The sequence below is a fragment of the Paenibacillus sp. OK003 genome (assembly GCF_900109515.1).
Taxonomy (GTDB): Bacteria; Bacillota; Bacilli; order Paenibacillales; family Paenibacillaceae; genus Paenibacillus; species Paenibacillus marchantiae.
In genome coordinates, this window is sequence record NZ_FOBD01000001.1 from 245592 (window position 1) to 258918 (window position 13327).

A 13327-nucleotide genomic window follows, 5' to 3' on the forward strand; every position below is an offset into this window, starting at 1 on the left:
AGGTATGCAGCGCAAAGTACTTTCAACGATTGAAGAAATCAAGGTCTACTCCGATCCGTATCGGATACAGATTATGAATATGTTTAATAAACAGGGCAGACCCTCTACGGTTAAAGAGATCGCAGACCAGATGGGCGAAGTACCAGCCAAGGTACATTATCATGTGAAAAAACTGGAGAAAATCGGTCTGCTCACCATCGTATCCACTCGTGAAATTAATGGAATCATCGCTAAATATTATGAGCCCTTCAAGGGAGAAATCCAGCTCCGTAACGGAGATGAAGAGAATTCACCTTTGAAGGAGGTATTTCGTTCCGAAACCTTCAAATTGTTAAATGAAATGTATGATCAGAGCCGTAGGCGATTTATGAATCAGGCGGAAAACGGGGACCGTATGTTCATCTCGGATATGACGTTGTATGCTAGCCGGGAAGAAGTAGAGCAGCTGTACAACGACATTACGAAGATGTGTGAACCCTATTTAACGAAAGATAAGCATAATGCAGACCAGGAAGTCTTTCATTTATTCAGTTCCCTATCCAAAGATACGGTGAATAAGCCTGCTTCGGAAACCGCTGGGAAAATGAAAAAGAAGGCTACACCCGATAAGGGCAAGCCCGCTGCAAAAACGTCAAGACCTGCTAAAAAGCAGAAGGAATCCTCGTCTGGTGGTCAGGCGGAAGAGTAATTGAAGCATATTTATCGGCTTTATTGAAGTTTCGTTTGTGTAAAGATGATATGCTGGACCAAGAAAAAAGCCGCCATTGGCGGCTTTTTCATGCGTAATTTGGCATGATGGAAGACATGAATCTATTACTGCGAAAACGCCTTAATTCGTTCATAAACTACATGTTTTCATCATAATCTTTCACGTCACGTTTGGCTGCTGTTGCGGGGGAGTTCGATGTGCCATATTCCTCGACGGCTTCCCAGGCGTCAGCGTTATCGAACTTGCCAGCATTGCGCTGTCTGACTTCTCCGGCACCGCTCGGCGGCATCGTCATGACTTCCTCTTCGACCGGCCGTTCGTTGCTTAACTCGCGGTTAGGCGTATCATCGATACAGTAGGCTGTGTAAGGGATCGCTTCGAGTCGCTCAAAGGGAATATCCTTACCACAGGTCACACAGGTTCCATACGTTCCTTGTTTGATTCGCTCCAACGCTTCATTCACTTGATTGAACTCGTCGGTTAACGTATCATCTATCGCCAAGTCACGGCTTCGCTCAAACGTCTCCGTACCGGCATCTGCCGGGTGATTATCGTATGATGACAGCTCGCCAGTTGAATCTTTCAGGGACTCGGCTGGAGCACCGTCTTCCATGCTGGATTCAAAATGGCGCTGTAGGTTTTCGCGTTGCTGCAAAAGAGCGTTTTTCAGCTCTTGAAGTTGATCTTTGGTTAATGTACTCATAAGGACAGCTCCTTTCCCGCAATGGGGTTGTAGTCAGTCCTTACCCGAATTTCATAAGAAGCAATCAGTTTTGCGTGTAAAGAGGGTCGTTCGATTTTCTATCTGACGGATAATGTGTTATAAAAAATATAGAGAGAAAATGCGGCGGTATCAAAGATAAAAGATATTCTTGTGCTTACCGCGGCGCTTTTTGATAATGGAGGGTTGTCAATATGGATGAGCATATGAAACGAAGATTGGACAAACAAAGACAATTGTTCAAACAGTTGGGCGTGCAGCTCGACGCTTTATCGATTCATGAAAAACAATTCAATTATAAACTTCGTGGTTATGATCCGGATGAGGTGGATGCCTATCTTGATTTAGTTATTAAAGATTACGAACGTTTCTATGCCAATATAGCGGATTTGATGGACAAGTGGCAAGAACAGCAGTTAACGATTCGGGACCTGAAGTCATCGGCGAAGCCAGTGGAGGATCCAACGAAGATTGATCGCAAACAGCTGGATGATATTGTGAAGCAATTGGAATACAGCGTTCGGCAGTTGAAAATCCGGGCACGCCCTGAACAGGACCTGTTCTCCGAATAAGCCTGCACAACTGGGATGATATAAAATCAGCATTTTAATGCTCAACTAAAAGGTGGTTAATCATGAGTACTCATTTTTCGGTCAGTGTGCATTGTTTGTTGTTGTTGTCTCTCAGCGCGCCTGAACGAATCACTTCGGCACTGATTGCAGGCAGTGTGAATACCAACCCTGTCGTGGTCAGACGAATTCTGGGCGGGTTGAAAAAGGCAGGACTTGTGGACTCCTCACCAGGAACGAGAGGATTTTACCTTGCCAAGCCGTCAAGCGAAATCACATTAGCCATGATCTATCAGGCTGCCAAGGATGAAGGTCCATTGTTTCCGATTCACGGTAACTGTAATCCGAATTGTGATGTTGGCCTTCGTATTGATGGCCTTTTGACCAATTTGTATCAGGTTGCCGAAGCAAAGGTAGAACAGTTTTTCGCATCCATTACCCTTGAAGATATGGAGCGTTCCTGTTCCCAACTTGAAGTTCTTCCAACACATGCCGAATAAAGCGTAATGTAAGGGAAAGGGAAGGTGTGCTGTACTATGAAAATTATTGTCATCTCGGACACTCATTTACCTCGAAGAGCACGTAAATTACCCGATCCCTTGGTTGAGGCGCTATCAGATGCCGATCTGATTCTCCATGCGGGGGACTGGTCAGACTGGAGTGTATACAAGCTGCTCAGCGCTTATGCACCCGTTGAAGGTGTCGCAGGTAATACGGACCCGCCTGAAATAGGTCAAAAACTCGGGTTTTCCCGCATCGTTGAGGCGGACGGTTTGCGTCTTGGTCTTGTACATGGTCATCTGGGATCGAAGTCTACCGAGCAGAATGCGATCCATACCTTTGCAGGGCAGCAGGTGGATGCCGTGATTTTTGGACATTCGCACATTCCAGTGATGTATACGGTCAATGATGTGCTGATATTTAATCCGGGCTCTCCTACGGATCGGCGCTTTCAGCCCCAGTATTCTTTTGGTATCATGACTACAAATTTAGGGGAATTGCAGGCGGAACATGTTTTTTATGATGTAAAATAGAAGTTGCAAATCAGGCATCTCGAATCAGAAGGCTCTTCTGTTATTCGGGGTGCTTTTTGCTATGTATGCATTCAAAAGGGAGCTTGCAAGTTATCTCTGAATGGGGAATATGGTCTGCTGTTTATCTGTCATTCATCTCTTCTCGTTGTCCCCTATGGAGGCCTTCGTATGAATGATACAATGCGTTTACAACACTAAATTGAATGCGTTTACATAAGGAGATGAGAGATGATGAGATTATCTGTATTCACTGTTGCCACACCGGACTTGACGGCAGAAGAATTGGCTTCTGCTGCAGCCGCAGCCGGCATTGAAGGGATCGAATGGCGATATCGCGGAATTCCGGCAGATGCTTTGTCCGAAGAACCTTCTTATTGGAGACATAATCGTTGTTCAATAGATCCAGGCCAATGGGAGGAACAGGTGCCTGCATTTCGTGAAGCGGCAAAAAAGCATAACAGACAGTCGATTGCATTGGTGCCGTATCTGAGCTGTGGAGATCTGCTTGCTACAGAGCAGGCATTTCAAGCTGCTCAAGGCTTGGGAGCATCCATGATGCGTGTTGGGGTTCCGGGTTATGATCGCACAACCAGCTATCCTGAATTATACAAGCAAGCAGTGCATTATCTGAATGAGGTTCAAGAGATGGCCCAACAGTATAAGGTAAAAGCTGTAGTAGAAACCCATCACCAAACGATTGCCCCCACTGCATCACTAGCTTATCGGCTCGTGCAATCGCTGGATCCACAGCATGTAGGGGTATTGTATGATCCAGGTAACATGGTCCATGAAGGATATGAGAACCATCGTATGGGACTGGAATTACTGGGACCTTATCTGGCACATGTGCATGTGAAGAATGCAGCTTGGTTCAAGGATGCATCAAACAAGAATTCGAATTCCAGTGTGAAAGAACCAAACACAGAAATCTCGCTAACATCAGACTGGCATTGTCAGTGGGCCCCCTTGACTGAGGGCGTGGTGAACTGGTTGCAAGTATTCCGTGACCTCAAATCCGTTGGATATGATGGATATTACGGGATTGAGGATTTTAGCGGAGTTTTGGAATCGAAGGCGATGTTACAGCATTTTGCAGATGTTTTTGCCGAAATTGAACGTCGTGTGGACGAGGAGGTACAGGTATGAGTTTGGTTCGAGTAGCCGTTATTGGAATTGGAAATATGGGTGCAGCCCATGCCAGAACGTTGGTAGCAGGAGAAGTACCGGGTGCAGAACTGGTGGCTGTGTGTGATGTGAGACAAGAAATGGAGAGCTGGGTATCCAGCAACCTTCCGGCTTCAGTCACTTATTGGCAGGATGCGGAGCAGATGATGTCATCAGGGACGATTGATGCGGTAATTATAGCGACCCCGCATTATGACCATCCCGAAAAGGCCATTCAGGCTTTTCAGTATGGCCTGCATGTCATGATCGAGAAGCCTGCCGGAGTATATACCAAACAGGTACGCAAGATGAATGAAGCGGCGGCTGCCAGCGGCAAAGTGTTTTCAATGATGTATAACCAGCGAACCAACCCTTTATATATCAAACTTAAAGATCTGATTGCCTCGGGAGAACTGGGTGAGGTACGGCGCACCAACTGGATTATTACGAACTGGTATCGCTCTCAGAGCTATTATGATTCAGGCGGCTGGCGGGCAACGTGGGCTGGTGAAGGGGGCGGTGTCCTGATCAATCAGGACCCTCATCAACTGGACCTATGGCAATGGACCATCGGCATGATGCCGGTGCGTATGCGTGCCTTCTGTTCATTCGGCAAATACCGGAACATTGAAGTAGAAGATGATGTAACGGCATATGTCGAGTATGAGAATGGAGCAACAGGTGTATTTGTGACCACGACAGGTGAAGCACCAGGCACCAACCGGTTCGAGGTCAATGGGGATCGCGGCAAAATTGTCATTGAAGAGGGTCAGTTGACTTTCTGGCGTCTTCGTGAACCCGAGCCTGAATTCAATCAAAGATTTACCGGAGGATTTGGACAGCCTGAATGCTGGAAATGCGAGGTGCCAATTACGGGTGTGGAGACCGGACATCCTGGTCTGATTCGCAACTGGATCGATGCCATCCTGAACGGGACTCCGCTCATTGCTCCGGGAGAAGAGGGTATCCATGGTTTAACCTTGTCTAATGCCATGCTATTGTCAACCTGGACCGATAACTGGGTGGATCTGCCGATTGATGAGGAATTGTTCTATGAGCATTTGCAGCAGCGGATTGCCAGTTCAAATACAAAGAAAGACAAGGCAGGCAGCAGCAGTCAACCTGCTGATCTGTCACAGACATTTAAATAAATGGAGCTTATACACCAAGCTGAACTCAAGGCGTGCAAGAGGATAACGGAATCGATAAACGGAAAATCCAATTGAAAAGGTGGAGAAGGTATGGCTAAAGACGGTATGTTTTATGCACCTAAAAGTGTAAAAAAAGAGGTAGTATGCAGTCCGGGTGAGTTTACCATTGCTGCTGTGGCGTTGGACCATGGACATATTTACGGTATGGTTGGTGGACTGGTGGAGGCTGGGGCAACGCTCAAATGGGTATACGATCCTGACCCAGCTAAAGTTGAGGCTTTTCGGAAACAATTTCCTCAGGCACAGATTGCGGCATCTGAAGCGGATGTACTTGCCGACGATGAAGTGCAGCTCGTGGCCGGAGCTGCCATACCATCGGAACGTGCGCCACTCGGCATGAGAGTTATGGCCGCAGGCAAGGATTATTTTACGGACAAAGCCCCCTTTACCACACTGGATCAACTAGCCCTTGCGCGTGAAGAGGTTAAACGCACTGGGAAGAAGTATATGGTCTATTACAGTGAACGTCTGCATGTGGAAAGTGCAGTCTATGCTGGACAACTGATCGAACAGGGAGCCATCGGGAAGGTTGTACAGGTTATGGGGACGGGGCCGCATCGATTGAATGCGGGTGGTCGGCCTGAATGGTTCTTCCAGCATGAAAAGTATGGCGGCATCCTCTGTGATATTGGGAGTCATCAGATCGAGCAGTTTCTGACCTTTGCTTCATGTACGGATGCAGAAGTAGCGTTCAGTCGGGTGAATAACTTCAATCATCCACAATTCCCGGAACTAGAAGACTTTGGGGAAGCATCACTGATCGGCAACAACGGGTCTTCCGGTTACTTCCGCGTAGACTGGTTTACACCGGATGGTCTGGGTACGTGGGGCGATGGACGAACGGTTATTTTGGGAACAGACGGATACATTGAGCTGCGTAAGTATATCGACGTGGCCAGAGAGCCTGAGGGCGATCAAGTTTATTTGGTTAACCATGAAGGGGAATACCGTTATAGCGTCAAAGGACAGGTCGGCTATCCGTTCTTCGGTGAACTGATCCGGGACTGTCTGGATCGAACAGAGAATGCGATGACACAGGAGCATGCGTTTAAAGCGGCAGAACTCTGCTTGATTGCGCAGCATAAGGCAATGAGCGATAGAGTGGTATGGAGCAGTGGTGCGAAGTAAAGGGTTTTATCTGAAGTAGTAATAGAATATGTAGGGGAGAGCGGCTGATACAATGGCCGCTCTTTTGTTTGTTGTAGTACCTTCGCAAATGGAACAATATGGTTTATTATGTATGTAGTTCAGAAATTGAGCTGAATGTGTGGTGTTTACAAAGTACATAGATTAGATGTTAGATGAAAGAACTGCAAATCTATTAGAAGGGAATATAAACCATGAAATTCGCTAAATTATTTGATTGCTCACCGGTTTTCGAAACACATCGTTTGACTTTACGAAGGTTAAAAATAGAGGATGCTAGTGATTATTTTACGTTTGCATCTAATCCTCTAGTTACAACATTTACTTGGTGGGATTATCATAAGTCAATAGAAGATTCATTAAAATATATAAACTACGTTATTGAAAAATATGAATCCAAAGGAGCATATCATTGGGGAATAGTTTACAAAGACACAAACAAGTTAATTGGAAGAACTGGATTCGTAAGTATCGATGAATTTCATAAAAAAACTGAAATTGGATTTGCGTTGTCAAATGACTTTTGGAAGATGGGAATTATTACGGAAGCGACAAAACCGATAATAAGGTATGGATTTGAAGAATTAGAATTAAATCGGATTGAAGGTCGCTGTAATTTTGAGAATTTTGGATCAGAAAAAGTAATGAATAAATTAGGAATGACATTTGAAGGAACATTAAGAGAACAATTAAATATAAAGGGAAAATATACAGACCAGAAGATGTTTTCAATACTTAGAAGAGAATATGTCAGTTCTTTTGAAGAAGGCAGTTCCATCAGCTAACACTGTGTTCCCACTGCTCGGCTTACGCCCCTTGGTCTGCAAGTGGGATTTCAGGGAAGCATATTCAGCAGACACACCTGCACCGACTATCCGCGTCGCGGCAAGCCCTTCGGGCTTTAAGTCGGTGAGGCGTCGGGAACACAACAACGTTATAAGAAATTGGGAAAAGGATATAAAAACAACTCAAAGGAGTAATGTATATGGCGAAGACCTCTTTGGAAATGGTAGAAGAATTCAAAACGTTTATTGATTTTGTACGAGAGTTAAAGACTATAGATGAAGAACATTGGAATAGTCCAATTTCAGAAGGGAAATGGTCATTGAAAGATGTTATAAGTCATATCATGCTTTGGGACAAATATTTTTATGAGGAAGGCATAGAGAAGATCAAGCTTGGTCAGTTCGTGACTGTAAGGCATTTGAACTTTGATGAATTCAACGCTAATGCAAGGGAATATGCAAAGACTCAAACAAGAGATTCTGTCGTTAACCAATTCATTGAATACAGAAACAAGATCATTGATGATATCACCGGATTACCAGAGGAAGATTATATAAAGGAATATACAGACGGAGACAGAAAAAAGTTTTCGATTAGGGGATATTTAAGAGGATTTATTCCCCACGATAAACACCATAAAAAACAAATTGAAAAGTACGTAAAGTCAATACAAAAAGTGTAAGCGAATTCAGGGATGCCCCAACATCTTATAACACTATGTTCCAGCTTCGCGTCTGTCGCCACTCGGTCTGCCTGAAGAATTTCAAGGAAGCAGATTCAGGCAGATACATCAATTCCCATAAGATAAGAGCTATCTAAGGGGAATCGACGTCAGGAACAAAACAACGTTAGATGAAATTACGATGCAAGTTCTTATCAAAATCAAAAACTATGAGGTGCATAATGCCAAGACTAATTACATTGGCTGATGGAAGATCAGTAGAAGTTGAATGTGTAAGCTGCGCATTGACAAGTGGTTTGATTTCTTCAACAGGTGGAGTGATTTTTGAATCAAGCAACTTTCATGTCCATCAAGATATTGCTTACCCAATTAAAGGGTTAGTTATATTAGCTTCAAAGAGGCATTTTTACTGCATGGATGAATTAACAGATGAAGAGCGATTAGAATTTATTTCGTTAATCCATAAGCTCAGAAGTGAACAAAGAAAACGATTGGGAATTGATAAGGTCTATTATTTTTATAATGAAGATACAACACATCACTTTCATTTATGGATGGTTCCTAGATATGAATGGATGTACCAATTTGGAAATTCAGTAGAATCATTAAGACCGGCATTATTACATGCAAGGAATAATATGAATGACGACGAGAATATGAAGAGTGTAGAAGAAGCGGTTAGCATGCTAAGAGAGGGCATGAGGGATTTTGTGAGTAGCTCAAGGTAACCTTATCTAACACTGTTTTCAATCATCGGGCTGACGCCCTCGGTCTGGCAGAGGAGTAATCGTGGAAGTGGATGCAACCAGACAATCCTGCGAGGCTAAGTCTTCGACCCGGCTCCCGTTGGTCGCATTAAGCCTCTCGGGTTCGTGAACACAAGAACGTTATCTGCAATTACTTACAAGTCTAATGGGGAGGGATATTTCTATAGATGATTTCAGTTATTATATCAATATTAATGTATCAATCTCCCACCGTTGTTTTTACTAAGGAAGAGATTGACAAATATGAAGAGTTATCAAAATCAGTTAATGAAGGACGATTAATTGATTATTCTTTACAATACCCCAAGCACCGTTTTCTACATTATTTATCATTGAATGGAAAATACGTGTTTCACGGTTCTAATGATGGCAATATTGAAAGATTTGAACCACGTAAGCAGACGTTGTACAACAATGAACTAACGACAGCTGTGTTTGCAACGACAGAACCATTATGGTCTATTTTCTATGCAGTATTTAATCGAAGTGCATTAATTGGGAGTTTTCGAAATGGATGTATTATAGGGCGAAACAAAAAGTACCATTATTATTCGATAAATGACTCTACAATTAATAACAATCCTTGGACGGATGGCATGCTGTACATACTACCTAGAGATAAATTTCATATGTCTGGACATGGGAAAGTGCAATTTGATGAGTGGATTTGCAATGAATTTGTAACCCCAATAGCCAAGATAAGCGTATCCTTATCAGATTTTCTTTTCTTGAATAAAGTAGCAGTTCACAAAGATAAAGAGTCATTGACTAGTACTTGGATATTTTATAAAGCACGAACTTTATTGGCGAATTCGAAGAGGGCAAGTGACAGCACATAACACGATATCTACGCCGTGTCGCATTGCTCCTTGGTTGCCAAAGAATTTTCGAAGAAGGGAATCAATTGAAGATGAATGTATTAGGGGGGAAGGATGATGAATAATGGTATGGCATCATGGCAAGAACTGAAAATAGATTATGAAATTAATCAAATATCTCCCAATATATCAACTAGACTAGAAGATATTGAACGAATCCCTACGGGGCTTGGAATAAAAATACTTACTATCCTTATTGAATGGGCTTGCCAGCCACAAAATACCCACCCAATTGAAATAGCGAGGAAAAAGATTAAAACAATTCCTTCTGATTGGCTAATAGAACATCTTCCTAATGTAGCTAAAACAGCAATTTGTCTTGACGATGAATGGGAGTATCGTAGATTGTTAGAGCTACTTTCAGAGGCAGTTCCAAAATTACTAGATTGGGGAATTGAATTGGGAATTAATTCTAAAAATGAAGAAATTAAAGAGGCAGCAAATGACTATAAAGAAAAATAACAGTTTTGTAGAGTGCAATGAAATGAGAATGTAGATGTGGATCGAAGAAGTCGGAACAACATATTCACGCATCGTGCCATTCGGCCCTCGGTTCGCCCGAGGGACTTCAGAGAAGTGGGGTTCAGGCGAACAACACTGCAAAACTAACCGCATCGTGGTCGTCTATTGACGGAGCTTTAAGTCGGTGGGACGTCGTGAACACGGTAACGTTAATTGAAAGATATTCAGATCTAAATCAGAAGGGAAGTCAAACATAATGATCAGAGTCGATGTAGCTTATTCCTTAATTACTGATCCAACCAATTCCAAAATATTAATGGTAAGGAATGTAGATGATTCTAGTGACCGATGGTCACTTCCAGGCGGGGCTGTTGAAAGAGAAGAATCATTAGACCAAGCAGCGATAAGGGAAGCTAAAGAAGAAACTGGACTAGATATTAAAGTTCATGGAATAGTGGCAGTAAATGAATGTAAATTTCCGAAAAAAGAAGAACATGTAATATTTATAACATTTAAAGGTGAGGTAATCGGTGGGAATGAAGAAATAGTTAGACCTAATGAAATTTCTGAAATAGCTTGGATTGATATAGAGAAGGCTGAACAATTAATGCCTTACTATAAAGATGGATTAAGAAGATTAATAGATGGATATGAAATAACATATTTTAACGAAGGCAATAAGTGATTTTGTGAATTGTTCGAGACGGCATATCCTTCATATAACAAAAAATTCACCTGCGGGCCATTCGTCCCTTGATCTGTGCCAGGAGTGTTTTCGAGAAAGAAGAATCGGGCAGATACATCCATTCCCTTAAGGTAAGAGCTATCTAAGGGGGAATGGACGTCGTGAATACAGAAACATTAGCTGAAATCTTCATAAAAACTTTATTTTTGGGGGCATCTCGAGGATGAGTAAAAAAACAATAATTATTGAAGATTACAACAATGAATGGCCTGAAATGTTTTCTGATCTGAAATCCATCATAGAACATAGACTCGGGGATCTAGTACTTAGAATCGAGCACGTTGGTAGTACAGCAGTACCTGGACTAGCGGCAAAACCTATTTTAGATATTGATGTAGTAATTGATTCTATGGATGTGCTTCCAGATGTAATTCAAGGATTAGAAAGTTTAGGTTACTATCATGAAGGGAATTTGGGTGTTGAGCACAGAGAAGCTTTTGCAAGAAAAGATGCAAATGTTCCCTATAGTATAGTGAAAATACAGAAACCTGAACATCATTTATATGTTTGTAATAAAGAGAGCAAAGAGTTATTAAGACATATATCTTTCAGAGATGCATTAATTAGCAATCCCGAATTTGTAGTCGAATATGCCAATCTTAAGAAAGAACTGGTTATTAGATATAGAGAAAATCGCCAGTCTTATACGGATGGGAAGACCGAATTTGTAAATAAAGTACTTAATGAATGTGGAAAGACTTTGTAGGGAGCTCAAGGGGGCGAAAACATCGGATAACATTGTATACGCACTGTGGAGATAACTCCCCTTGGATTGCCAGAGGTATTTCGATTGATGGCAAGAGCTTCAGCTAGACCCAACAATTAGGGTGGATTTCACGGATATGACTCCATTTCATACATGAACACTCCAAAAAAGACTTATATTTTCATTGTACAACCCCATTTTGAAACATTCAATCATAGTGATTTCGAAGGAGAGCCAACCAGCGTATACCTTTTCCTGCTGCGTCGTTTTCGCTCAGATTTGGGATAAAGAGTTGAATCGAATATATATAAAGCTTCTTTCTAAGTTGGATAGAGAACCAAGAGCAGCACTAATCGAATCGCAGAAAGAATGGTTACATTATCACTTAAAGGAAACAAAATTTGTAGAGAAGACATTTATTAATAATGGTTACGTTGGATCAAAAGGATCGGTAAGCCTAGGCGCGGTTATACGGGAGAGAATTAGGGAAAGAACAATGCAATTATTTGAATATCGATATTTGCTCGATGGTGAAGTTGAGTTTTTATACCAAAGTAAAAAATAGAGTTGGAATCTTGATCAAAGGTTAATAGGTGATGATTCGAAGATAGTAACGGCACATAACAATGTATTCATGTTGCGGGGCTACCACCCCTTGGTTGTCAGATATATAATCATGGAAGAACACTCAGACAACAAACGAGCCAGCCTAAGATAAGAGCTATCTAAGGGGAATGGAACTCGCGAATACGAAACGTTATATAAAATTGGCCTAAAGATAATAAGCGCACTGGAGGCGATATTATGGTAGTACACAAAATTGAGTTATCCCAAGAAACACTAATGGGTTCATTTACTAAAGAAGTAACTCCTATCCTTTCGGTGTCATCTGGTGATACCATACGTTTTGAAACATTAGACGCTGGTTGGGGTACTGGGAGAAGTAATAGTGAGAGACGGAAACCATTTTCAAGAAAAGAAAAAATGGATGGAGGTCACGCTTTGTTGGGACCCATTTATATTGAAGGTGCTAAGAAAGGGATGACTTTAGAGGTTGAGTTTAATGATATTATACCTGGTCAATATGGTTTTACTGCTGCAGGTCAATATCCTAATTGGCAAAACCAGAAGTTACATTTGACTGAATATAAGGAAATTAGCCTTGATTGGAAACTCGATAATAAATCCATGGTGGGAGTATGTGAAATCAATGGCAATTCCTTCTCAGTTTCATTACGACCGTTCATGGGCGTGATTGGAATGCCTCCAGATGACATAGGAATTCACTCTACTTGGCCACCTCGATATTGTGGTGGGAATATGGATTGTAAAGAGCTTGTGAAAGGCAGTAAATTGTATCTTCCTATTTCTGTCGATGGGGGTTACCTTGCTATAGGTGATGGCCATGCTTTGCAAGGGGATGGAGAAATCAGTTGCCAAGCTATTGAATGTCCGATGGAAGTTGTTGATATAACTGTAAATTTGATTGAAGGGATAGATTTGTTGAACCCCCGAGCTAATACTCCCGCAGGTTGGATTACTTTTGGGTTTCATGAAGATCTAAATGAAGCAACCGTTCAAGCTTTAGATGGAATGCTTACCTTGATGGGGGAGTTGTATGGTTTAAATCGTGTTGAAGCTATTGCTTTAGGGAGTTCAGTTGTTGATCTACGTATAACGCAAATTGTAAATGGGGTTAAAGGGGTACATGCCTGTCTACCACATGGAATTTTAAAGTGATTCGAAT

Annotated in this window: 17 protein-coding genes; 16 read left to right on the forward strand and 1 reads right to left on the reverse strand. The window is 42.2% G+C overall.

The window, feature by feature from the left end; all coding sequences use genetic code 11:
- Positions 1-4 precede the first annotated feature (4 nt).
- On the forward strand, positions 5-688 hold the full coding sequence (locus BMW94_RS01125) for an ArsR/SmtB family transcription factor (protein WP_090993645.1): 684 nt from the start codon (positions 5-7) through the stop codon (positions 686-688).
- Positions 689-845: 157 nt separating this feature from the next.
- Here the strand turns inward: BMW94_RS01125 and BMW94_RS01130 are convergent, their stop codons facing one another.
- On the reverse strand, positions 846-1412 hold the full coding sequence (locus tag BMW94_RS01130) for a TraR/DksA C4-type zinc finger protein (RefSeq protein ID WP_090993647.1): 567 nt from the start codon (positions 1410-1412) through the stop codon (positions 846-848).
- 212 nt (positions 1413-1624) lie between these two features.
- Here BMW94_RS01130 and BMW94_RS01135 point away from each other — a divergent pair, with 212 nt between their 5' ends.
- The 15 genes from BMW94_RS01135 to BMW94_RS01205 all read left to right on the forward strand — a co-directional run bounded on the left by BMW94_RS01135 (position 1625) and on the right by BMW94_RS01205 (position 13320).
- Positions 1625-2002 (forward strand): DivIVA domain-containing protein, encoded by a 378-nt coding sequence (locus BMW94_RS01135; protein WP_024630343.1) that lies wholly within the window; start codon positions 1625-1627, stop codon positions 2000-2002.
- Between the two features lie 62 nt (positions 2003-2064).
- Complete coding sequence (locus BMW94_RS01140; RefSeq protein WP_090993649.1) at positions 2065-2499, forward strand: Rrf2 family transcriptional regulator; 435 nt, start codon at positions 2065-2067, stop codon at positions 2497-2499.
- Between the two features lie 36 nt (positions 2500-2535).
- Positions 2536-3033, forward strand: coding sequence for a metallophosphoesterase family protein (locus BMW94_RS01145; RefSeq protein ID WP_090993651.1), 498 nt, complete (start codon positions 2536-2538; stop codon positions 3031-3033).
- A gap of 231 nt (positions 3034-3264) precedes the next feature.
- Entirely contained in the window at positions 3265-4179 is a 915-nt protein-coding gene (locus BMW94_RS01150; RefSeq protein WP_090993653.1) for a sugar phosphate isomerase/epimerase family protein, read from the forward strand.
- Positions 4176-5348 carry a Gfo/Idh/MocA family protein gene (locus tag BMW94_RS01155; RefSeq protein ID WP_090993655.1) on the forward strand — a complete coding sequence of 391 codons (1173 nt, stop codon included), beginning with the start codon at positions 4176-4178 and terminating at the stop codon, positions 5346-5348. The genes BMW94_RS01150 and BMW94_RS01155 overlap by 4 nt, the downstream gene beginning before the upstream one ends.
- A gap of 90 nt (positions 5349-5438) precedes the next feature.
- Entirely contained in the window at positions 5439-6536 is a 1098-nt protein-coding gene (locus BMW94_RS01160) for a Gfo/Idh/MocA family protein (protein WP_090993658.1), read from the forward strand.
- Positions 6537-6748: 212 nt separating this feature from the next.
- Entirely contained in the window at positions 6749-7339 is a 591-nt protein-coding gene (locus tag BMW94_RS01165; RefSeq protein ID WP_090993659.1) for a GNAT family N-acetyltransferase, read from the forward strand.
- A gap of 200 nt (positions 7340-7539) precedes the next feature.
- A complete protein-coding gene (locus BMW94_RS01170) occupies positions 7540-8022 on the forward strand; it encodes a DinB family protein (protein ID WP_175480542.1) in 483 nt (160 codons plus the stop codon).
- A 221-nt stretch (positions 8023-8243) separates the two neighbouring features.
- Positions 8244-8750, forward strand: coding sequence for an HIT family protein (locus BMW94_RS01175; RefSeq protein WP_090993663.1), 507 nt, complete (start codon positions 8244-8246; stop codon positions 8748-8750).
- Between the two features lie 206 nt (positions 8751-8956).
- Entirely contained in the window at positions 8957-9628 is a 672-nt protein-coding gene (locus BMW94_RS01180; RefSeq protein ID WP_090993665.1) for a hypothetical protein, read from the forward strand.
- Positions 9629-9721: 93 nt separating this feature from the next.
- Positions 9722-10129: a hypothetical protein gene (locus BMW94_RS01185; protein ID WP_175480543.1), complete on the forward strand. Its 408-nt coding sequence runs from the start codon at positions 9722-9724 to the stop codon at positions 10127-10129.
- A 256-nt stretch (positions 10130-10385) separates the two neighbouring features.
- Positions 10386-10814, forward strand: coding sequence for an NUDIX hydrolase (locus tag BMW94_RS01190; protein WP_090993669.1), 429 nt, complete (start codon positions 10386-10388; stop codon positions 10812-10814).
- Positions 10815-11037: 223 nt separating this feature from the next.
- Positions 11038-11580, forward strand: a complete 543-nt coding sequence (locus tag BMW94_RS01195; RefSeq protein WP_090993671.1) for a GrpB family protein — start codon at positions 11038-11040, stop codon at positions 11578-11580.
- Between the two features lie 214 nt (positions 11581-11794).
- Positions 11795-12145 (forward strand): lysozyme inhibitor LprI family protein, encoded by a 351-nt coding sequence (locus BMW94_RS01200; RefSeq protein WP_368086887.1) that lies wholly within the window; start codon positions 11795-11797, stop codon positions 12143-12145.
- 239 nt (positions 12146-12384) lie between these two features.
- A complete protein-coding gene (locus BMW94_RS01205; RefSeq protein WP_090993673.1) occupies positions 12385-13320 on the forward strand; it encodes an acetamidase/formamidase family protein in 936 nt (311 codons plus the stop codon).
- The last annotated feature ends 7 nt before the right edge of the window (positions 13321-13327 follow it).